This is a genomic window from Psychrobacillus sp. FSL K6-1464 (assembly GCF_038003145.1).
Taxonomy (GTDB): Bacteria; Bacillota; Bacilli; order Bacillales_A; family Planococcaceae; genus Psychrobacillus; species Psychrobacillus psychrotolerans.
The window spans coordinates 2,635,378-2,658,785 of the sequence record NZ_JBBOOP010000001.1; the positions used below are offsets into that span (position 1 = coordinate 2,635,378).

Annotated in this window: 22 protein-coding genes; 1 reads left to right on the forward strand and 21 read right to left on the reverse strand. The window is 34.2% G+C overall.

All coding sequences use genetic code 11. From position 1 onward, the window contains the following. Positions 1-75 precede the first annotated feature (75 nt). Complete coding sequence (locus tag MKX39_RS13365; RefSeq protein WP_340769812.1) at positions 76-1,290, forward strand: NAD(P)/FAD-dependent oxidoreductase; 1,215 nt, start codon at positions 76-78, stop codon at positions 1,288-1,290. Between the two features lie 216 nt (positions 1,291-1,506). Here MKX39_RS13365 and MKX39_RS13370 read toward each other — a convergent pair whose 3' ends face one another. The 21 genes from MKX39_RS13370 to MKX39_RS13470 form a co-directional block, all read right to left on the reverse strand. Continuing rightward, positions 1,507-2,514, reverse strand: a complete 1,008-nt coding sequence (locus MKX39_RS13370; RefSeq protein ID WP_340769813.1) for a polysaccharide deacetylase family protein — start codon at positions 2,512-2,514, stop codon at positions 1,507-1,509. Positions 2,515-2,518: 4 nt separating this feature from the next. After that, entirely contained in the window at positions 2,519-3,325 is an 807-nt protein-coding gene (locus MKX39_RS13375; RefSeq protein ID WP_340771534.1) for a hypothetical protein, read from the reverse strand. Then, positions 3,291-4,925: a GNAT family N-acetyltransferase gene (locus MKX39_RS13380; protein WP_340769814.1), complete on the reverse strand. Its 1,635-nt coding sequence runs from the start codon at positions 4,923-4,925 to the stop codon at positions 3,291-3,293. Before MKX39_RS13380 ends, MKX39_RS13375 begins: the two co-directional genes overlap by 35 nt. Before the next feature lie 16 nt (positions 4,926-4,941). Continuing rightward, entirely contained in the window at positions 4,942-5,850 is a 909-nt protein-coding gene (locus tag MKX39_RS13385; protein WP_340769815.1) for an NAD-dependent epimerase/dehydratase family protein, read from the reverse strand. Next, positions 5,847-6,947, reverse strand: a complete 1,101-nt coding sequence (locus tag MKX39_RS13390) for a glycosyltransferase family 4 protein (protein WP_340769816.1) — start codon at positions 6,945-6,947, stop codon at positions 5,847-5,849. Before MKX39_RS13390 ends, MKX39_RS13385 begins: the two co-directional genes overlap by 4 nt. A gap of 79 nt (positions 6,948-7,026) precedes the next feature. Further along, positions 7,027-8,040 (reverse strand): dTDP-glucose 4,6-dehydratase, encoded by a 1,014-nt coding sequence (gene rfbB, locus MKX39_RS13395; RefSeq protein WP_340769817.1) that lies wholly within the window; start codon positions 8,038-8,040, stop codon positions 7,027-7,029. An 11-nt stretch (positions 8,041-8,051) separates the two neighbouring features. Then, positions 8,052-8,930, reverse strand: a complete 879-nt coding sequence (rfbA, locus tag MKX39_RS13400) for a glucose-1-phosphate thymidylyltransferase RfbA (protein ID WP_340769818.1) — start codon at positions 8,928-8,930, stop codon at positions 8,052-8,054. Further along, positions 8,927-10,054, reverse strand: a complete 1,128-nt coding sequence (locus MKX39_RS13405) for a DegT/DnrJ/EryC1/StrS family aminotransferase (RefSeq protein ID WP_340771446.1) — start codon at positions 10,052-10,054, stop codon at positions 8,927-8,929. The genes rfbA and MKX39_RS13405 overlap by 4 nt, the downstream gene beginning before the upstream one ends. A gap of 10 nt (positions 10,055-10,064) precedes the next feature. Next, on the reverse strand, positions 10,065-11,096 hold the full coding sequence (locus MKX39_RS13410; RefSeq protein WP_340769819.1) for an ATP-grasp domain-containing protein: 1,032 nt from the start codon (positions 11,094-11,096) through the stop codon (positions 10,065-10,067). A 14-nt stretch (positions 11,097-11,110) separates the two neighbouring features. Next, the gene (locus MKX39_RS13415) at positions 11,111-12,577 is read right to left on the reverse strand and encodes a lipopolysaccharide biosynthesis protein (protein ID WP_340769820.1); all 1,467 of its coding nucleotides are present in this window, start codon (positions 12,575-12,577) and stop codon (positions 11,111-11,113) included. Between the two features lie 9 nt (positions 12,578-12,586). After that, the gene (locus tag MKX39_RS13420) at positions 12,587-13,597 is read right to left on the reverse strand and encodes a glycosyltransferase (protein WP_340769821.1); all 1,011 of its coding nucleotides are present in this window, start codon (positions 13,595-13,597) and stop codon (positions 12,587-12,589) included. A 39-nt stretch (positions 13,598-13,636) separates the two neighbouring features. Next, on the reverse strand, positions 13,637-14,701 hold the full coding sequence (locus tag MKX39_RS13425; protein WP_340769822.1) for an EpsG family protein: 1,065 nt from the start codon (positions 14,699-14,701) through the stop codon (positions 13,637-13,639). 143 nt (positions 14,702-14,844) lie between these two features. Then, positions 14,845-15,537 (reverse strand): CpsD/CapB family tyrosine-protein kinase, encoded by a 693-nt coding sequence (locus tag MKX39_RS13430; protein WP_340769823.1) that lies wholly within the window; start codon positions 15,535-15,537, stop codon positions 14,845-14,847. After that, positions 15,530-16,270 (reverse strand): YveK family protein, encoded by a 741-nt coding sequence (locus MKX39_RS13435; protein ID WP_340769824.1) that lies wholly within the window; start codon positions 16,268-16,270, stop codon positions 15,530-15,532. The genes MKX39_RS13430 and MKX39_RS13435 overlap by 8 nt, the downstream gene beginning before the upstream one ends. Before the next feature lie 51 nt (positions 16,271-16,321). Next, complete coding sequence (locus MKX39_RS13440; protein WP_340763105.1) at positions 16,322-17,080, reverse strand: tyrosine-protein phosphatase; 759 nt, start codon at positions 17,078-17,080, stop codon at positions 16,322-16,324. Positions 17,081-17,104: 24 nt separating this feature from the next. Further along, positions 17,105-17,779, reverse strand: coding sequence for a sugar transferase (locus tag MKX39_RS13445; RefSeq protein WP_340763106.1), 675 nt, complete (start codon positions 17,777-17,779; stop codon positions 17,105-17,107). Positions 17,780-18,094: 315 nt separating this feature from the next. Next, a complete protein-coding gene (locus tag MKX39_RS13450; protein ID WP_340769825.1) occupies positions 18,095-18,817 on the reverse strand; it encodes an exonuclease domain-containing protein in 723 nt (240 codons plus the stop codon). Beyond that, positions 18,807-19,781 carry a DUF294 nucleotidyltransferase-like domain-containing protein gene (locus tag MKX39_RS13455; protein ID WP_340769826.1) on the reverse strand — a complete coding sequence of 325 codons (975 nt, stop codon included), beginning with the start codon at positions 19,779-19,781 and terminating at the stop codon, positions 18,807-18,809. Before MKX39_RS13455 ends, MKX39_RS13450 begins: the two co-directional genes overlap by 11 nt. Positions 19,782-19,834: 53 nt before the next feature. Continuing rightward, the gene (locus MKX39_RS13460) at positions 19,835-21,103 is read right to left on the reverse strand and encodes an ammonium transporter (protein WP_093537724.1); all 1,269 of its coding nucleotides are present in this window, start codon (positions 21,101-21,103) and stop codon (positions 19,835-19,837) included. Between the two features lie 264 nt (positions 21,104-21,367). Further along, complete coding sequence (locus MKX39_RS13465) at positions 21,368-21,844, reverse strand: MgtC/SapB family protein (RefSeq protein WP_093537723.1); 477 nt, start codon at positions 21,842-21,844, stop codon at positions 21,368-21,370. 212 nt (positions 21,845-22,056) lie between these two features. Then, on the reverse strand, positions 22,057-23,400 hold the full coding sequence (locus MKX39_RS13470) for a GH1 family beta-glucosidase (protein WP_340769827.1): 1,344 nt from the start codon (positions 23,398-23,400) through the stop codon (positions 22,057-22,059). Positions 23,401-23,408 lie beyond the last annotated feature (8 nt).

Below are 23,408 nucleotides of genomic sequence, written 5' to 3' on the forward strand. Positions count from 1 at the left end.
TATTATAACATGGGGAGGTTCATTCTATTAAACAATGGGTATATACTAGGAAACTAATAGAATGGAGTATGAAAGATGAAAATACATAATGGATCTCTTTATTGGCCTACTACTACAACACCATTTACACCAAAAACTACTTATGAAAAACTAGACATATATGATGTAGTCATAGTTGGTTCTGGAATGTCAGGTGCACTTACAGCACTTGCTTTAGCTGAAAGTGGTCTCAAAATAGCGATACTAGATAAACGTGAAATGGCTACAGGCAGTTCTAGTGCAAATACTGGCCTGTTACAGTACTCCAATGATATTATGCTACACGAACTAATTGGACAAATCGGAGAAAAAGATGCTGTTCGTTTTTACCAACTTTGTTATGAGGCAATGGATGATCTTGAACGTGTTGCGAAAAAACTTCCAAACGAAGTAGACTTCATACGCAGACCAAGCATATGCTATGCGAGCGATGAAAACGATGTAGAAAAGATAAAAGCTGAATATGACACATTAACAAAATACGGGTTCCCTTGTGACTACTGGGGAAGAAATGAAATGGCCGAAAAAATGCCTTTTACCAAACATGGTGCCTTAGTTACTCATGGGGATGCAGAGATTAACCCACTTAAGTTTGTGCATGGAGTTCTTACAAGAATTGAGGAACTGGGTGGACATTTATTCCCTTATACGGAGGTAATGGACGTATTTGAGGACAATGATTATTTAGATATCCGAACATCTAATAACTCCTTTAAAGCTAAACAAATCATCTATACAACTGGCTATGAAACTCCCCCAGTTGGCAAGAGAATTGGAGCAGATATTAACCGCTCTTTTGCCTTCGTTAGTAACCCAATCTCGAAATTGAATGATTGGTATGAACAAGCGTTAATTTGGGAAACTCAGCGACCTTATTTATATATTCGCTCAACAGTTGATGGAAGATTAATAGTTGGGGGATTGGATGAGGATAAACCAGAGGCACCAGACTCCGAGGAAGTCATTCAACAACGAGCAGAAAATTTGTTACAACAAGCAAGAGAGCTCTTCCCTGACTATGATATTCAAATAGAATACGCATATGCAGCAAGCTTTGGAGAATCTATTGATAATATTCCATTTATAGGGGAACACCCAACGAAGTCCAATCACTATTATCTACTTGGATATGGTGGAAATGGTACTGTCTATAGCATGCTAGGCTCTTATATTTTAAGAGATTTAATATTAGGAAATAGAAACGAAGATGCCGATCTATTTCATCTTGAGCGGAGATATGGTGTGAGATAAATGCTTGAAAGATAATCTGGTAGTATATTATTTGACAGGGCTAAAGAAAGATTTCCACTAGACGTGTCGTTTCCCTAGAACTGGGATAGATGAATACGATAGAATTTTTTTAATATGTAGACCAGTAATAAAAAACAATTAGCAAACTTTGTAGAGGATCATTCCTTATGGATGATCCTCTATTCTTCTTGATTGTCTGTCCATTTAGGAATTTCATTATAAAATCACAATAAAAGGGAAATAGTAACTTTTCATTACTATTTTTGAGGTAATAATTTTTAAAACGTCCGTAACATCTCGCATGTGCATACTTTGAAAGTTATATTTGTTCTTTAGATAGTCAACATGTTTCAAGATTTCTTCTAAAAATTGAAGGTTTTCCTTTGTATCTCTACCAAAATTATGCGGATGCCACCATAAATGATAGAGTTCGTTTTTCTTTGCGGCCCTAGTTAATCCCTTTTTAATTCGACGGAGGCGAAGTTGTTCTAACATGGAAAATCTGCTATTATAAGGCCTTAAAAAGCGACTAGAAGGAATATTGACAATAGGATCTGTCTCTAAATTCTTTAAACAATATGTGTGATTGCCAGATATATCTACATACGCATCTATTAGACGACACAATCGTTTTAGCCATGAATTTTTTTTACTTGTATGAGCTTTATACATCCAATTTTTTTCGTTTCCTCGGTATGCTTTTACTCCAAGTTCTTCACATAAATGTAAATACTGTCGGTTTACTTGGTTCCTTGGAAAAACCAAAGATGCTATTTTCCCCAAGGAAGAAACAGCCTTCAAATCCTTTTCGAAATGCTCCTCATTTTGTCCATTTTCTAAGCAATAAAAATGAGAAAAGGTATGTGTTCCAATCTCTTGATTGGATGTTTCTCGTATCATTTCGATTAGCGAAAGTCCGAAATGATAAGGGTCGACCATTTCATTCGCCCCTACCTTCGATAGATTTATTAGTGGGCTTAATGCAGTATTTTCATAAGGTATATCCATCGTGTTAAAATATGATAAAAGTTCCTGCTTATCCTTGCAATATAACATTCCAACAATAGCCCAGGTCGCATGAATATCATATTTTAAAAACAATTGAAGTATTTGAGGAATAGCTACACGAGCTCCAAGAATATTGTTGCCGTATTCTTCTATTGTATAAACATCGTGTACTCCCCAATTAAGCTCAAAGTCCAATGATATAATAAGAGCACCCAACTACTCATCCTTTCCTCAGTTTAATCGTTCTCCCCCAAAGAACTAATTTCCCTAAAAGTGAAGTTGTTTCGTAGCCTGAATAAACTTCAGAAATTTCCCCGCCAAACTCCATTTTAAAGTTACGTATGTTTTCATTTGTCGTAAGTCCTCCCATGTCATAAATCAAATTCTTTCTACCCTTAAAATACAAAATGTTTTGCCAAGTTAAATAGCGGCTAGCTATACTTAACATTCTTTTATCAATTGAGTCATTCTTTAATCTAAAGTGAGATGCAGAGTACAAAGAAAGTGCAGTCTCCTTATCTGTAATATAAACTTGATAGCCAAGGATTTCATTACTAAACCCATTTACTATTCTGGTAATTAGCAAGTTGTTAGATTCGGTTAATAATTCCATTGTTTTTACGTGAAATGCACCACATTTATACGTATTCGTATTTACCGCAAATTCATTGTAAAAGCTTTGAAATTCTCTTATATTAGCTATAGTTGGTTGGTCTATTATTTCTATTTGAAAATCAAACTTTGTTGCCTGTCGAATTTGTTTTCTATTTGTACGATGAAGTTCTTTTAATAATTGTTCTTCGCTTTTAGTTAAATCAATAAGTAGCGTAGTTTGTTTTATCAACTGGTTAACTGGTCGATAAGCATGAGAAAATCCAATAAGGTGCGCAGATGGTAGTGGTGCTTCTCCAGTTTTTAAAAAGTAGCAATTTACTAATGTCAAATTTAATATTTTTCGCTTTACTAGAATTATCGTGGCACCTACTTTTCTGTTAAAATTCTTCTCTACTAGTTTTTGACTTTCCAAGAATTCTAGTAAAAGTTACTTTATCGGTCCAATGAAACCCAAGTTGGGTTAGTAAGTTAACACTTTTTTTATCCTTTGTATTAACACTTACAAATATATCTTTCCCTTTATAACGATTATTCACAAACCCCAAAACTTGTTGAATATTTTCATTTTTCCAATCTCGTATAAAAATGCTTCTTTTTTTCAGATTAAGGACTACATCAACATCATCTAATCGAATAACATTTTCATTTACCCAAAATGCTTTTAATATATCCTCTGAATAGAAACCAGCATATCCATTATAAATTTTCTGTAAAATATCTTTACGTTCATGTTCGGAGGCGAGCGCTAAATTTGAAGAGAGTTCTGTAAAGCAAGTCTCTTCATCCCCTATCACTTCAACATTTGAATTTTTCCCAATTACATAAGATTTCTTGTCATAGATAAAGGGAAATAACCTTTCCTTAATAACTCTTAACCTATAAACGAAACTTCCTTTTTGACGTAGAAAGTATCTAATTTTCCCTATCGTATTTCTTCGAAACAACACAACAGCTCTGTATCTTTTCACTTTAGAAATAAGTATATTCTTGATCCATAGTATATTTCTGATAGTCTTTGCCCGAACAGTATTTGTTGAAAATATAGATTTTCTTGTATAATCTACATCCGTATTCCATTCCATCTTATAAGGTTCATACCCAATGCTCATATCCAATTTTTTAAAACCGTCGGATATTAATTGACTAACTTTATCTTTTATCAATAATCTACCTGGCCCATAACAATCGAAATCGGAATCATGCCCTAATACATATCCTAAATAACGAGTGCGACATGTAAATCCATACGTAAAGGCAACCTTTTCATCCTGTACTTGAAGTGTCGTTAAACGGACTGAAAAATTCCCTTTGGGTAACTCAACTAAAGCCTTGAAGAACTCTCGCTTACTTTCTGAAGAAAAACCGCTTGTGTCATTTTTCTTCTCCCACCTTCGCTTATGCAACCGAACTATCTCATCCATATCATTAGACTCCAATAGTTGTAAGGAAACTTCACCTAAGCTCCTTAACCTTTTCCCTCGTCGATCCATCCCATGCAGCTTTTTCCGTGGTCTGATATATTCATCATAATCCATTTTCTCAAGATTTATAAATGGCGTTACGATAGAAAAATGGCGTTCCTTTATACTCCGAGCATTTAAATATTGTGATAATAAATAGGGAGTATTTGTGCTCTCTAATAATCCATGGAGATAAAATACGATGTTTTTTTTTCTACTTATCAACTCATCCAATGCAAACATAATGGCTCGGTTTGCATCAGTTTTCCTAACTATAATATCCATGTAGTTCGCTACACCAAGGGCTAAAAAGTGACACATATAGCCAAACCATTTTCTTTTAAATTGAAAAGGAAAAAAGGCAATAATTCGGTCATGTTCCTGTACAGCTAAGATTTCTACTTCTTCTTTTAACCCTAAAATTTTCCACCAATTATAAACAAATTCATATTCTATAAAAGGGTTAGTATTTTCATTATCTTCAGTTATCTTATTCCAGTCCTGTTCGTAAACTTCCAAATGTGTATAAGATTTTATACTTATAAGCTTCAAATAATCCTCCCTTCGTTTACAATCTATTGACCATATTATAAGACTGAATAATTTCTTCTAATCCCTCCTCCAATGAGTAAAATGGTTCCCACTGAAGAATCTTTTTTGCTTTTTCGTTTGACAGCACACTTCGTTTAATCTCCGCAGCATCCAACTCTTTTACAATTGGTTCTATTTCTATATTAGTAATGTGAGAGATTAACTTAGATACTTCGTTAATTGTTCTTTCTATCCCTGAACTAATATGAAAAACACCGGTTTCATTACTTAACAGCGCAGTAAGACAAGCAGCGGCTACATCCTTAACATAAATGAAATCCCTTGTTTGACTTCCATTATGAATAATCGGCGCTTTTTTTTTATAAATACGATTAAGAAAGCTCGAGATGACGCCACTGTCCTGATCATGTCCATAAACATTCGAAAACCTTAAAATACAGCTTTTAAGGCCGAACATTTTTTCATACAAGCGCACGTAATTCTCAGCAGAAACTTTTGATAATCCATAAAAGGAAAGTGGAGATAATTTAGCGTCCTCCTCTACGGGAAGAGCACTCGGATTTCCATAAACAGCGGCTGAGGAAGCTAAGATACATTTTTTTACGTTAAATTGATTGGCATATTTAAGTGTATTGATTGTACCTAAAACATTCGCTTGGCAATCTGCTATTGGGTTCTCCATAGAAGATAGGACTGAGGTTTGTGCTGCAAGATGAATAACATAATCTGGCTGTTCTAGCTGGAAAATGCGCTCAGTCTCAGAAGTTGTAATATCAACTTCATAGAATGTTGCATTTCTAGGTACTCTGCTTTTTTTACCATTCGAAAGATTATCTAAAGCAACGACTGAAAATTGATGATTTAACAGCTCCTGGACTACAAAAGAACCTATGAAACCTGCTGCTCCCGTTACTAGTACCTTCAATCTTTTTCCTCCAATTTTATTAGGTTTTTATACGTTAAGTAGGTTTGACTATACATGCGTTCAAAGGTAAAACTGACTTCATATATTTCGCGACTTTTTTTACCCATACTTTTTCGCAGAGAAGGATTTTCGATTAAAGTGGTAAGTAACTCGGGCAAATTATGCTCAATTAAAAATCCGTTTTCAGAATTCCTCACAGCCTCTTTCACTCCCCCTACATTAGAAGCGATAATTGGCAGTCCATGCGCCATTGCTTCTAATATGGATAGAGGCAAACCCTCCCATGATGAAGTAAGTACAAAAATATCCGCATCCATCAATAGCTCGGATACGTTAGAATGATTACCTAAAAACGTTACTTTATTCCCAAAATTATGCTCCTGAACATATTGAGTTGCCTGCTCCTTTTGCCTACCTTCACCAGCAAAAATCATATACCAATTTAACTCTCTTATTTGGGAAAGTGCATGTAAAAGCTCCAATTGTTTTTTAGGTATGTCAAAACGAGCAACCATTAATATTTTTACCATATCATTACGTACTAGTTGAACATTACGTTGGCTTTGGTCCATTACACCATTGTGAATCGTTATTAATTTGGAAGAGCTTAACACCTGGTGCTGCAACGCTAGAATTCTGTCATAATCACAAACAGTAATTACTTTTTTTGATATTTTACCTATGCACTTTTCTACTCTGCGATAGAAAGCCTGTTTTTTTTTCGCCACACCATCTGTGAAAGACCATCCATGTGCTGTGAATACGAAAGGAATTCGAAGCGTCCAACAGGCGATTCTTCCAAGAATCCCAGCTTTAGAGGAATGAATAGCTACAATATCAGGATCCAATTGTTTTAAGGTTTTTCTAATTTCAAAAAAAGCGAGCAAATCCTTGACTAAATTCATATTTCTTATTAAATGCTTCAGTGGAATGTATTCAATCTCTTTTACATAAAGTTCATCAGCTAGTGGTTTTTCGATTCCATAAAGGATTGAAACTCGATTACCATCAACTACCAGTCTTTTCGAAAGGTCAAGAACATGTACTTGAGCTCCCCCTACCTCATACATATGTGTAATCAGTTGAACAATTTTCATTAGAACTCCTCATTTCATTTACATAGAAGAAGAACAAGGATTATCAAATAGTAGTCACAAATGTCAATTAAAACAGGACTTATTTTTTATTTACTACCACATTCATCCAGGCTGTATTTTGTAAATACCATTGAATTGTTTTTTCTAGACCATTATTAAAATTATAGGAAGGTGACCAACTTAATTCCGTAGTTATTTTTGCATTATCAATTGCATATCTGCGGTCATGTCCTAGTCGATCCTCTACAAAACTGAGTAGGTTCTCACTTATATTTAAGTAATTTAATATTTTTTTTGCGACAACGATATTTTCCCACTCATTATTTCCACCAATGTTATATACATCTCCAATTCTTCCGTTATGGAAAACTGAATCAATTGCAGTACAATGGTCTTCCACGTGTAACCAATCTCTTCCCTGTTTTCCATCTCCATAGACTGGTATTGGCAGATTATTTAAAGCTTGTGAGATAATCATTGGGATTAACTTCTCAGGAAATTGATACGGACCATAATTATTTGAGCATCTAGTAATAACAGTAGGTAATTTGTACGTTTCATAATAAGCTCTTACCATTAAATCTGCAGATGCTTTGGAGGCAGAGTATGGACTATTCGGTGAGAGATTTGTTTTTTCAGTAAAACATCCTTCTTTACCTAAAGCACCGTAAACTTCATCCGTAGAAATTTGGATAAATTTAACGTCGTCTTTGTATTCAGTGCAATATTTATCTGATTTACGGACCTTCCAATAATGTTTGGCTGTATCTAATAATGCCTGTGTACCAAACACATTTGTTTTCAAGAAAATTTCTGGTTCATCAATACTTTTGTCAACATGAGATTCAGCTGCGAAGTGAATAACAGCTTGAATCTCATATTGATGAAACAGTTTAGTTAGTAGATCACGATCACAAATATCTCCTTTTACGAAGTTATATCTTTCCTTGTGCTCGATATCCTTTAAATTTTGCAGATTACCAGCATACGTTAATAAATCAAGATTAACTATTGTGTAATTATATTTTGATAGCATATATTTTATAAAATTTGATCCGATGAATCCTGCGCCACCTGTAACTAAGATATTCATCCTAATCTCCTTTATGCTCTATTAGAATTTGCAACATCTACTAAATACCTTCCGTAGTTTGTCTTCATTAAGGGTTCCGCGAGCTTTAGTAATTGTTCTTTCGATATATAGTTTCTGCGAAAGGCTATTTCCTCAATACATGAAACATATAATCCCTGCCGGTTTTGGATAGCTTCTACAAAATTAGATGCCTCTAAAAGAGACTCATGGGTTCCAGTATCTAACCAAGCTAATCCTCTTCCCATTATTTTTACCTTCAATTCTCCCAATTGAAGGTACTCATTAATAATAGAAGTTATTTCTATTTCTCCTCGTGAAGAAGGTTTAACCTCTTTAGCGATTTTTGTTACTTGATTATCAAAAAAATAGAGACCTGGTATCGCATAAAAGGATTTTGGATTCTCTGGTTTTTCTTCTATTGAAATGGCATTTTCTTCTTCATCTACCTCTACTACTCCATAAGCTCTAGGGTCTCTCACATAACACCCGAAAATGAGGGCACCTTTAGATAAGTTAGTTGCCGCTTCCTGTACTTTATGCCCAAAATTAGAGCCATAAAAAATATTGTCACCGAGCACTAAAGCAACCGAAGAGTCGCCTATAAATTTCTCACCAATAATAAAGGCATCTGCAAGACCGGTTGGATTTTCTTGTACGGCATATGTCAAATCCACTCCTATTTTAGTACCATCTTCCAATAATTCTTGAAATCCCTCTATATCCCTTGGTGTAGAAATAATTAAAATGTCTCGAATTCCCGCAAGCATTAATACGGATAGAGGATAATAAATCATTGGTTTATCGTAAACTGGTAACATTTGCTTAGAAATAGCTTTTGTTAGGGGATATAAACGAGTACCAGATCCACCAGCTAAAATAATCCCTTTCATATTGAATCACGAATCACTTTACAAATTTTCTCTACTGATTCCAGTTGCAGTTCACCGTAATATGGCAGAGCTAATACTTGTGTAACAGTCTTATTTGCAATCGGAAGATTTTCTTTACAGGCGGATTCTAAATGTTGGTACCATTCAAAGTCGCTACATAAAGGAAAGAAATACTTTCGTGTAAATACGTTGTACTCTTTTAGTTTCTCGTGTAGCCAATCTCTTGATTTACCATATAACTCTTCATCTATTTGAATGACAAAATACTGATAACTGCTGCATTCATCTTCTAATTTCGTCAACACGTTAATACCGGGTACATCTTTCAAGCACGATTCATATGCTCTTTTTATTTTGTGCCTCTTCTTGCGTTCGGTTTCCACAAGCTTTAATACTTCAAGTCCAATTACCGCCTGAATTTCGTTTAACTTTGCATTTAGACCTGAAAGAACAACCTCCTCAGGATTTGCTATTCCAAAATTTTTTAGGAGGCTCAGTCTTCCAACTAAACTATTGTCTCTAAAAGTCAATGCTCCGCCTTCGACAGTATTAAAGAGTTTTGTTGCATGGAAACTGAACATCGTCATATCACCATAATTGCCAATAGGTATATTATTTAGTTTTGTCCCAAATGTATGAGCACCATCATAAATTACCTTTAAATTATATTTATTTGCGATTAATTGAATTTGTTCTACATCACATGGATTTCCAAATGTGTGAACACCAAGAATTGCAGTAGTTTTTTCCGTAATGAGGGGTTCGATTTTTGCAGCGTCTAGGGTGAGTGTTGCGGGATCTATATCACAAAAAATAGGAGTTAAATTATTCCAATCTAGTGCTTGAACTGTTGCGGGAAAAGTAAATGGAGTTGTAATAACTTCTCCAGTTAGGTTTAAAGCTCTTAAACCTAAAAGTAATGCAGATGTTCCATTATTAAATAGGGATAAATTTTCTACTTGTAAATATTGTTTTAGTTCTTCTTTCAAATAGTCTTCCTGTGGACCACTATTTGTAAGCCATTTACTCTCCCAAACTTCTTTTAGTTTATCGTATACAGCATTTAGATCTGGAAGTAATGGTCTTGTAATGTAAATAGGTTCTTTAAACTTACTTTCTATAATCGAGAGCCTCCTAAGATTTTTTCATAACACTAACAGCTTCATCACCAATAATTTGAATATCCTTATAGCCAATCACGCCAATTTTAGCTTTCAATATAGCTGGATCTACTTTTTCTTTTTTTAGCCATGAAACAATTGCTTTCGGGAGATTTACACCTGCGTAATGACTAAATGGATAGCCCCCACCGAAACGTGCATTCATTTCCAAAATATAAGAAACTCCATCTACTACGAAAGCATCAACATCTAAGTTTCCAATATGTTTAGTTAAAGCTGCTAGACTTTTCCCCACAAGCTCTAAAGCTTCATCTTTTAACGTTTCTGCAATATCTGTTTCTCCAGATCTCATCGAACATTTTTTCTTAACGATTGTATTCATGTATTTTCCATTCAAATCATTAATTATGTCTAATCCGTATTCCTGTCCACTTAGTTTTTCTTGTATAATTACCGAAAGTTGATTGTCCAGATTTGATTCATATGACAGATAAGAATCACGAATATCTGTTTTAGCCTTTTCAAATAATACTTCTAGTTCATTCAAATTATCAGCCTCAAAAATAGAAATTGAACCCATGCCCCATCTAGGTTTAACTATCAGTGGAAACTTCATATTGCCTTGTTCAATTGCATTTAGTGCATCTGAAATTTCCAAGAAAGTTTTCGGAGTTTGAAAGTCATAGGATATAAGAAATTTATACGTTTCCCATTTATCATTGCATATATTAATTATCTCTTTACTAGAAACAATTACATTAACACCAATTTCGTTGAACTCTTTTATACTGTTTGTAAGTATTTGAAGATCAATATCGAATAGAGGAATGATTGCTTCAATGTGATTTACCTGACAATAGGTTTTTAAAAAAGGAATATAATTTTCATCATAAATAAGTGGTGTTATGACAGATTTGTCTCCATACATCATTGCGGTTGAATTTAAACTATTCGCTACATGTACCTCGCCTTCATCTCCTAAAGCCTCTTTAAAATAGTTAACCAAATAGCCTCTTCTACCAGCGGATGTTAACAGCAAATTCATATATCTTCCCCAATCTATGTTTTTCTCTTAAGTAATATTGAAATTATTAATTCATATATAATTTCTAATTCCTTTACCTTCAAAAGCTTGGATAGTCCAACGTATACAAGAATACCAATCATTATTTGACATAGTAATAAAAAGAAATGATTTTCAGTCAAAAATGGAGCAATTGCATAAACGGTAGTCCCCATAAATAATGAAATCCCAAAGGATGGAATAATATCCTTCAGCTGCTCCCAGCTCGAATAAGAGATCTCTCTTGCTGAATAATACATATTAATAAGTAATGAAAGATAAGAATTTATAACTGCAGCGCAGATTAATCCAATGATCCCTAGCTTAAATATGAAAGAAAGTACAATAAGTATGGTGAGAAGGCCTTTTTTAATAATTTCTAATCGTAAAAACAAATCAGATCTACCTTTGACTTGTAAAATATTTAAGTTTAAAGCGTGTAGTGGATATAACATTCCTGCAAAACACAACAATTGAAAATATATGACTGAAGGCATCCACTTTTCTCCAAAAAGAATTAGGAAGATTGGATTCCCTATTGCTGCCAAGCCAGTTAACAATGGAAAGTTAATAAATGCAGAAATTTTGATTATTTTCTTGAATCCTTGCTCAATTCGCTTTTCATCCTCATGAATACTACTCAGCACTGGATATGTTACTCGTTGTACTGTCGAAGCTAAGGATTGCGATGCAAGATCCCTCACTTTTACCGCATTTGTATAATATCCAAGTTGTGTAATAGAAAAAGATTTACCTATTATTATAAAATAGAGATTGTTATAGAAAGTGTCTATGAGACCAGAAAGAAGTAATTTTGAACCAAAACTAAAAAAACGTTTAAAGGATTGGTAATTAAAAATAAAACTTGGTAGCCATCTATTATAAATAATGAGCAACAAGGTCTGAATTAGCTGAACAGCAATCATATTAACTACCAGACTCCAAACTCCAAATCCTAACACTGCTACAATGATTGTAAGTGTTCCTGAAATTACGGATGATATGACACTAATTTTTGTTATTGTACGAAAGTCGATTTTCTTCATAAGCATAACTCTTTGAATAATTGCGAAAGCATTAATGATAATGACAATAGAAAGCACTCGAATGATTTCTATTAATTGTGGTTCCTCAAAAAAAACACTAATTCCTTTAGAGCTGATAAAGAGTATTCCATATAAAATAATGGAGATTCCTAGATTAAAAAAGAACACAGTTGAATAGTCTTCCTGAGTTGTCTGCTGATCCCTTATAAGGGCCTGGGTAAATCCACTGTCCACAATAGAGTTAGAAATTGCGATAAATACTAAAATCATTCCAAACACACCAAAATGCTCCGGCACTAATAACCTAGCTAAAACAATTTGGATAATAAACTGAATCCCGTAATTTGCCATCAATTCGGTAAAGCTCCAAACAATCGCTCGTGTCGTCTTATTCGTTAAAGAGGCTGTACCCTTCATAGGATGTCCTCAAGCATTTGGTTTTTTTATATATTTAGTAGTTTTTAAGCTGGATAATTTCATAAACAACTGCGGATAATTACAACGTAGAAAGACTTTAAAATGTACACTTATTTTGTACACAAAAGAATAGTTACGTATATTTTTATTATTCATCCTTTTCTTTTGGATGATTAATAATTCATATTCTAAGCCTTCCTGAACCTTTGCTATTTCATTGTTAAACCTATATCTCGAGTATTGATTAAACCCGTTTAACAGGTCAATAATTCCGCTATTTATTTGAATAAGCTTTTCTCTATTATTACTACTAAGAATCATGCGGTTTGTCCAAGATCCCTCAACTCCACTTCGATATGCGCACATGCTTTTATCCATGTAATATGCATAACCATGACTTGCAAGTAGCATTTGCATTGGATAATCACCTATTGGTGCTGATTCATAAAAGGGAGGTGGATTTTCCATTAGGTTTTTAGGATAAAATAACGATGGTGTTGGACAAAACCCTCCACCTCCAATAATAATATCCTCCAATGGGCTAACTTGATCCGTTACATAAGGTCTAATGAATCTATCAGTTCTTTTATTTGGTGCCTGAATAATTTCAGCAGAATGAAAGCACAAAGTACAATCTGGATGCTTCTCCATATAGTCTACTTGCCGCTGCAATTTAAATGGATCTGTCCAATAGTCATCCCCCTCGCATTCAGCAATATATTTCCCTTTACTATTTTGAATAAGTCGTTGCGAATTTTTCCTTGCACCCACATTAGTTGGAGATGTTATTATTCTAATTTTATCAGGATGCAAATTTGCATAGTGTTCTACTACTATTCTAGTATTATCAGTGCTACAATCATCCCCAATAAGTATCTCATATTTAAAATTTGTTATTTGATTTACAAAGCTTTCAATGGCTTCTGCTATATATTGTTCCTGATTATAAGTAGTACAGTTTACGCTTACTAAAATGCTCAATCTACCACTCGTTTCTCCCCTAAATTGTCTTCCAAACATAAACACCTAAATACGGTCTCCAAAAACTGGAACTACTATCTAATGAAAAAATATATATGATTTAAAAGCAATTCCTATTAAAATACTAAATAATAAATATAAAGGCAGAATAATAATGTATTTCTTGTTTATTTCTATTACCATTACCAAAAAAGTAACTAGAAAAAAGTGCCAAACATATAATGCTACCCTATCCGAGAATGCAATAAAACCTAGGAAGTGAAATACTATGGAAGCAATTAAAGTAAGCTTAAGATAATAATTAATAATTTCATTTTTAAATTCAAATATATACTTATTACCAATGAAAAGGATAACAATTAAGAAAAGATTAAATAAAAAAAAGTCCAATCTCATGCCACTATTGCCATAACTCTGAAAAGCAGTTGCACCTGCATAATAATCTATTTTGTCTAACTTCGTTAAGATAGGAAGTAACTTTAATTGAGATTTAGTTAAGAACAAAATTGAACTTATAAACCAGATAACAATGTAAAAAATAAATCCATACTTTTTTATATTTATTAAAATCAAAACAATTGTGAATGGAAGTAGAGTAATATGAAAAGTACTTGAAATGAGAAGCAACAAACTTCCTCTTATTTTTTTATGTTGAAAGATATAAATAGATCCCAGCATAAAAAATCCAAAAGCTATTCCTGTTCTAATTATATTTCCATATAAGCCATCAAATAATGGAGAAAAAATAAAAGCAAACATTGCGAACAAATAGTTCTCAAAAAATATTTTTCTATAACATAATACAATTAATAGAATTGATAATATAAATACCAAAAATAGAAATATGGAGTAGCTATTTGTGTATTGTGAAATAATCCATTGGAATGTTGTATAACCTTTTTCCATAGGGGTTACTTCCAATGCGTTTAATAAAGTATGATTTTTATAATTATAGAAAAAGACAGTATAATTATAAGTATCAGTAAAGTCTTCTAATGGTCTCCAGCCAAAAATAATTCCTAAAGTTATTATTAATGGCCAAGTAATAATTGTTCTAGTAAATTTATTGTTAATGTAATTAACATTAGTGAAAATGGATAACAATAAAATTATTATAATAAGAAAAATAATTAATATTTTCATATAATTTTAATTGTTGGTTTCATAACTCTTCCAACTTCCTTATAGATTTCTATAAAATAAAGTTAGTGAAAATTAGTAATATGATTTGAATTTATTGTAGTTTCCAATCTAGGGAATTCTTACATTGTTTTTCACTGTCTACTTCAGCCATAATACTGATAATAATAATGATCTTTTCCAATTTTATAATTGTTAAGAATAGTTCCTAATATGTTTGCTTTGGAAGCCTGGAGTACTTCTTTTGCTTTAATAGCATTACCTTTTTCTGTAGAACCTGAGCTAATAACTAGAATAGTACCATCACATTTGTCTGTGAGGACTTGTGCATCTGAAACGGACAATATTGGTGGAGCATCAAATATGATGATATCGTATTTCTCTTTTACTTCTTTTATTAATATGTCCATAGATGGTAATGCTAGAAGCTCTGCAGGGTTAGAGGGTATTGGTCCACTTGTGATGAGATCTAATCCATTTACACTCGTATCTTTTACTACTTGTTCCAGATTCCAATGACTTGTTAGTAAATTAGTTAGTCCTGGAGTAATTGTTTTAAGAAATGTGTAATGCATCGTCGGCTTTCTCAAGTCCGCATCGATGAGGAGTACTTTTTTTCCTTCTTGCGCAAATACAATGGCAACATTCGCTGCTATTGTGGACTTTCCTTCCCCTATAGATGAAGAAGTAAATAGAAGAGTTTTAATTTCTCTGTTTGGCATGGAAAATTTGATGTTTGTTCGAACTGTACGAAATTGTTCAGAAATAATAGATTGGGGATTTGAGCTTGTCACAAGTTTTCGAGCTATCGGTTTAACTTTCTTCCTTCTCTTAAACAAGGTTTTTTGCCCTCTTTCTATGGAGTGACTTAGGTTCTTTTGTTTTCTTTAGGTATTTATTTGAAATAGGACTGATAAGACCTAATATTGGTAGACCTAGTAACTCTCCAATATCCTGCTCATTTTTTATTGAAGTATCTAAATACTCCATTAGAAAGGTTATTCCAATTCCAATCATTAAGCCTATGACTGCGGCTATCCCTACACTAAGTATTAGATTTGGCTTTATAGGTAGCGTATCCTTAGTGAATACTGCAGGTGATAGAATACTAACGTTATCGACATTCATTAAAGCTATAATTTCTTCTTGAAAAACTTTAGCTGTCATATTTGCAATATCGACGGCCTCTTGTAAATCAGGATCTTCTACTCTAACGTTTACAATCTGTGAATTTTGTTCACTAGACACTATTATTTGTTGATTAAGTAACTCTGGCGTTGTTTTTAGATTCAAGTTATCAATAACTTTGGAAAGAATAACTGGGCTTTTAATAATGACATTATAAGTGTTGATTAATTGAAGATTTGTATTAATATCCTGACTACTAAATTGATTTTGATCGAATTCCTTCTGATTAATTAGAATTTGAGTCGATGCTTGAAATATTGGGGTGAGGTAATAGTAACTAACAGTACCAGCAATCGTCATAGATAAAACTAATATAGTAATAATAAGTGCAAAACGTTTCTTTATAATTTTGAATACTTCTTGTAAGTTAATTGCTTCTTGCACTATAATGATCCCTCCTTATACCTGTCCATTTAAATTACATCCAATTTGAAGTTATATATAATAATATTTTTTAAAACTAATAGGTAGTAAAGGCTGAATCTCCGTACCATATACGATATGATTTGCGTTTTCACAATAATAACTAGCATGACTTTCGGAGAACTCTCTTTTGACATATTCCAATGCCTCTTTTAATAAGAACGGTCTTTTTAAATAATGGTGAGCATCCGATGAAATAAAGTGCACTAAATTATGTTTGATAAGCTCTTTCGTATACTTTCTTAAACTTCTACCATTATGACCGAGTAAACTAGACGCTGTAATTTGAACAAGAGCTCCTTTACATATGTATTCGTAAAGTAACTGTTTGTTTTTTCGAAGAACTCTATTTCTTTCTGGGTGTACAATGATCGGGATGTATCCTCTTAGCTGTATTTTGTAGATAACATCTAGAGTATCAGCTGGTATATAAGCATTTGGAAATTCAATCAATAAATACCTACCACTATTTGCGAGCGTGAGAAGATCTTTTTCAAGTTCCATCAGTACATTTGTTGATAAATGAATCTCTTGCCCTGGTAGAATTTTCAATTTTATATTTCTTTGTATCAGCTCTCTATATAAACCTGCAACTGCCGCTTTAACTTCTAAGGTAGAATTACGATATTTTCTATCTAAATGATGAGGGGTTGCGATAACATGCGTAATGCCATTAGCAACAGCATTTTCTGCAAGTAATAGAGCTTCTTCGATAGTCCTAGGGCCATCATCCAAACCTGGTAAAATGTGATTATGAATGTCTACTAGCAAACCCCTATCCCTCCCTATATTTATTCACCAAGCTCCTTTTCCCGTAACTACTATAAAAATTGTTTGTATTATAATCTTCAGGTCAAGCAACAGAGAGCAATGCTTGACATAAAATAAATCATGTTTTACCTTTTCTCCATGTGTGATTGCGGAACGACCATTCACCTGCGCATAACCTGTGATACCTGGTTTTACCAATAAGCGTTTCTTTTGGGTAGGAGAATAATGATTAGTAATTTCAATGATTTCTGGCCTAGGACCTATTAAACTCATATCACCTTTTAAGACATTCCAAAGCTGTGGAATTTCATCTAAACTATATTTCCTATAAAATTTCCCCGGCTTTGTAATTATTAAGGTTGGTGGTGTTGTAAAAGCAAAGTTTTGTGGCACTTCATCTTTCCATTCATATTGATGAGAGCTAGACTCAATATCCTCTGTATACATTGTTCGAAATTTCCAAATTATAAAGGATTGATTATGTAATCCTGCCCTAGTTTGCTTGTAAAAAACAGGACTACCTGTGAATATAAATAGAATAATAGTCAAACATATAATAGCTGGAAATAATAAAACGAGTAGCAATGAACTAGCTAACACATCAAATATCCGTTTACCAAATCGTCGATAAAAAACCGGCGTATCCTGTTCAGAAAATGTATGATCCAAACTTTCCAGGGGCTGTTCTCCTTTTAACAATATTTTACTAAGTACTTAGCAAAGTATATTCAATATACCTATTAAAAAAGAACTAACTTTCATATTCTTGGACAAGTTATTCTAACCGTATTTTCAATAAATAAGGTAGAACATATTGTTTATCAGACTATATAGACCAAGAATGGTTCAGAAATTTATTTCGGAAACTTTTATTTTATGAAAAAGTATCGACAGCGAAGGATTATTAGATTTAGTGGGAATTTAAACAGGGTAGTTGGAATTCGCGCAGTTCAGTTGAAAAAAGATATTATTCCCATAAAAAAAGCACGACAGGCTATTTCTCCTGTCGTGCATTTATATTCTTGCAAAATGATCGTATACATCTTGTAATGTATCGCAGCCTAGCATTTTAACTTTTTTCAGATAGAGGCTCCAAAGCTTGGCGGTCATTTTTGCATCTTCTAATGCGTGGTGCCTTCCTATTACTGGAATGGCATTATGTTTACACAAATCTTCTAAAGAACTTAATTGAATATGGGGTTCTACAATTTTATAAAGAAAAGACGTATCCACTATTCTTTGCTTAAAGGGTGTGTGGAATACTCTATTACTGGTGTTTTGCAGAAAACTTCTTTCGTGATTCGCATGATGTGCTACAAGTGTACAGTCTTTTGCAAACTTCAGGAATTCAATTAGTACATCCCCAACATATCTGGCTTCCTTTAATTTTTCGTTTGTAAGCCCTGTTAAATTAACTACCTCCGGAGAGATTTCTTTACCAGTGTTTATAAGCGAGTAATAAACAGCATCTTCTTGAATGAAAGAACCACACATTTTTATGGCACCAATGGAGATAATCTCATCGCCTTGTTCGGGTTTAAAGCCAGACGTTTCAATGTCGAATACGACAACATCCAGCTCATCTAACGGAACTTTTAGGGTATCTTCTTTCTTCTTTTCTTTTTGCAGATTTCTTAGAAAGGCCATTTGTTGCGCGTTCTGAACATCCCCTATACCGACATTTGACCGTTTTCCTTGTATACCTCTTAGTATTTGCATGAATGGTTCAAATGCCATTGTGGCCACCCTTTTTCATCATCACAATTACTTCGCGATGTAATTTAATACCACCTTTAATAATCCGTTTAATATCTTTCTGTTCGTTCTTGTTCAGTTCTTCAATGTGTAAATAGTGTGTATCCGAATAGCTATCTACTTGAGATAAGGTCAGACGATAGGTTAATAAATCCACAAAATTCCTATCACTATATTTTAGTAAGCTCCTATATTTTTGCATCTTAATTAGTTTATTCATGCGAGCTAAAGTGGAAGTTTCCATTACCCCTTCTTTTATTGATAAAAGTCGAATGGCATTTACATATGGTAAGAATCCCGAGTATTTTAAGTTTACACATCCGTGATATAATCCATGCCTTTCCACTAATAGCTGGCCAACTGGACCAATTACATTTTTAACATGTTCTACGTTAGCAGAAAATCGACTTAGTAAAATAGGATGTTGTAGTTGGTATTCATAAATGAATGACTTTAATTGATGCAAGAATTCCCCCTTGCCATGCAGTACCCTAGCATCATAAAAAATTTGAAGGTAACGAATAGTTTCCCAACTTTCATCTTTCACCCATTCTTGGAGCTGTACACGCCAATTATCAAATGACTTGCACCACATAGGATTGGAGCTCATCACTTTACCTTCACAGTATGGATAACCTACTTCATAGAGACCTTTCGAAATTTCTGCTCCAAACACCTGAAAATACAAATCACTTTCAGCATTAGACTTTTCATAAATAACCCCATGATCCTGATCACTGATTAACCCTTGTTCTAACCGTCCTCCACTACCAGTTATAAACCAAGAAAAATCACATGGAGCTGAACCAATTTCCATTTTCTTAGATGCTACTTCCAATACTTTGAGCATCACCCGATCATGAAAATCATTGAGAGAAACGATGTCATCTAGGAAGTTTGTAATATTTAGTTCCTTCCATTTTCGAATAGATTCATACGTTTCCACAAGTTCACGCCCTTTTATATAAAAAGCCCCTAAATAATAGAGGCTTTTTCAATTTAATTTAGTGATTTAGATTCTTCTAAAATCATTTGTTCTGGATAACCATAGTTGCCATGTTCGCTCATATCTAGGCCCATTAGTTCCTCTTCTTCTGTTACACGAATACCACCCATGACTTTTTTCATTATAAAGAGAATAGCATAGGAAACTACGAATGCAAATAACCCACAAGACACCACACCCATAAGCTGAACTCCTAATTGATCGAAACCACCGCCGTAAAATAATCCAGGTTTACCAACAGAGGCAAGCTCTGGTGTTGCAAAGAAACCAGTAGATAATGTGCCCCATACCCCAGCAGCCCCATGAACAGATAATGCGTAAATTGGATCATCCACTTTTCGCTTCTCAAAAAATCTAGCGCTATAGAATACTAATACTCCTGCTATTAAACCAATGACTACAGACGCCCAAACATCTACGAATGCACAAGAAGCTGTAATAGCGACCAATCCTGCTAAAGCACCGTTTAAAATTGTAGGAATATCTGATTTACCTAGTACTACCCATGATATTAATGTGGCAGCCACCGCGCCTGCTCCTGCAGCCAGTGTTGTATTTAATGCAACATATCCAAAGAATGCAGCATCTACAGAAATAGTACTCCCGGCATTAAATCCAAACCAACCAACCCAAAGTATTAGTACTCCTAGTGCTGTATAAACTTGGTTATGTCCTGCAAGATTGTTTGCCGAGCCGTCTTTGTTGAACTTCCCAATTCTCGGTTTTAGAATCATTGTTGCTGCAAGGGCAGCCATCGCACCAGTTAAATGAACTACAGTGGAGCCGGCAAAATCCTGTTTACCATGTTCAGCCAACCATCCTCCACCCCATACCCAGTGAGCAATTACAGGATAAACGATTATTCCAAAAAGAATGGTGAAAATTACATATGCGGATAATTTTGCACGTTCTGCAAATCCACCTAATGCAATCGTTACCGCGATACCAGCAAATGCTAACTGGAAAACAAAGAATACTGTTGTGGCAAGACCAGCTCCTTCTATAATTTCTCCACTATAGAAAAAGTCTGTCATACCTACGAAGAAGTTCGCATCGCCTCCAAAGATAAATCCGTAACCTACTGCCCAGAACACCATTGATGCTAAACCAAATGTAAATATTGTTTTACCTGCAACGTGACCAGCATTTTTCATTCTCGTCGAACCAGCTTCCAATAATATGAATCCACCAATCATAAATATAACTAAAATTGCAGCAATCATGGTCCATACGCTGTTCATCAAATACATTACATCTTCCATTTTCATCTCTCCTTTTCTAATGTCAACTTAACTATCTTATGATGTGAGAAAAGCTAACATAACTTATAATATTCATTTTATTCGTTTTTGATTAGATGTCAACACAATTTTCTGAATATATTTTATTTTCTACTTATCATCACTTTAAAACCTTTGAAATGCCTGCTTTTCTTCTCAAATATTTCTATTCAAATAAAAAAACTGTCATCACTGTTTTTAACAGTGATGACAGTTTACCTATCATATACCTATTTTTTGTTACATTTATTCGCCGTCACTATCTTCTTCTTCTTTCCCTCGAGAAGGTAGTATACCTAGTTTCACAGCCAACTTTGGAAGATTCATTGCGATGAACATTAAAATAACTGTTATGATCGCTAAATCATATGCACCATAACCAATAGTTAATCCTACACAAGCAGTAATCCAAAGGTTAGCCGCAGTAGTTAGACCCCGCTTTACATTATCCTTATCTACCCATATGACACCTGCTCCAAGAAACCCAATACCACTAATTACTTGTGCGGCTAAACGCATCGGATCCATATATGCTCCTTGGTTTAGAGAAGACAACGCCATTGCTAGAGTGGATCCTAGGCAAACTAGAATATGCGTCCGGATTCCTGCTGGTTTATTTTTTATCGCTCTCTCTAAGCCTATAAAGAAGCCTATAAAAGTGGCTACACCCAAACGAATATATAGGTCATAATGCGAATTGAACAAAGTAGTAATAAACTCCATAATGCAAATCCTCCTAATAATACTGTTCCGATAACATTCTATAAAACTTTCTAAAATCCTTTAAACGTAATATTATCACATATTGATTAAGTAATTGAAACAATTCATCCAGTTGATCAAATACTGAATGTGGAAATGCAACAACTATTAAAAGATCAGCATCAAAAAAGAAGCGAACACTAAGTAGCTTAGCGCTCACCTCTCTATTTAGATTACAATGTAAATTCACCGTTCTGAATCGTTTCACCGAACCAGTGGTAACTATCTTTTTTGGTTCTTTCTAAAGTTTCATAATTCACATGCACAATGCCAAAGCGCATACTATACCCTAAAGCCCATTCAAAGTTATCCATTAGCGACCAATATAAGAATCCTTTTACATTTACACCAGAATCCATACTTCGCTTCAATGCCGTTAAATGAGTCTTTAAGTAGTCAATTCGTTTATGATCGGCGACTTCCCCGTTTTCAGGCTCATCATTGTAACATGCGCCATTTTCGGTAATATATATCGGAACATTGCCGTAAAGGTCTTTAATTTTGACCAGAACTTTATAAAAACCTTCCGGATAGATAAACCAGTCTATATCTGTTTTGTCATATCCCATATCTATATTTTCTAAATCAAATAACCCTTCATTCTCTTTATAACGTCCTACATTACCCGTGTAATAATTTATCCCTAGAAAATCGATTGGTTGTGAAATAATTTCGAGATCGCCATCTAAAATGGTAGGAGTAGCTCCTTTTTCTTTAAACCAATCCACCATGAAGGAAGGATAGCTCCCTTTAAATACAGGATCAAAAAACCACTCTAAATTCCAAGCGTTACCTCGATTGCACGCTTCAATATCTTGTTGTTTCGTGCTATATGGTTCAAACCAAGTAACATTTGGAGCATAACCAATTTCACCTTCTATATTGCTGTCTCTAAATTGTTTTACCGCACGGCCATGAGCAACCAATAAATGATGCGCTATATCCGTCGCTAGTTGGAGGTTCTGATTCCCTGGTGCATGCTCTCCAATATAGTTCGACAGGAACGAGGAACACCACGGTTCGTTAACCGTAATCCATTTTTTTATCTTGCCATCAAATTCCTTAAACATGAAATCGGCATATTGAACGAAAGCTTCGATTGTTTCGCGGTTATCCCAACCACCCTTGTCCTGTAAGGCTTGCGGTAGATCCCAATGATACAAAGTACACATTGGTTCAATGCCTTTTTCTAACAACGAGTCTACTAATTTATGATAATAGTCGACTCCTTTTTGGTTAACTTCTCCCGTACCATTAGGGAAAATCCTTGGCCAAGCAACAGAAAAGCGATACACATCTGCTCCCAAATCATGTATTAGCTTTACGTCCTCTTCATACCGGTGGTAGCTATCGCACGCTACGTCTCCGGTGTCTCCATTATGTACCTTCCCCGGAGTTTTAGAAAAGGTATCCCATATCGATACCCCTCTACCATCTTCGTTTGTTGCACCTTCAATTTGATAAGAAGCCGTTGCCGCTCCCCATTTAAAGTCTTTTGGAAACTGTATAATTGCCATTTATTGCC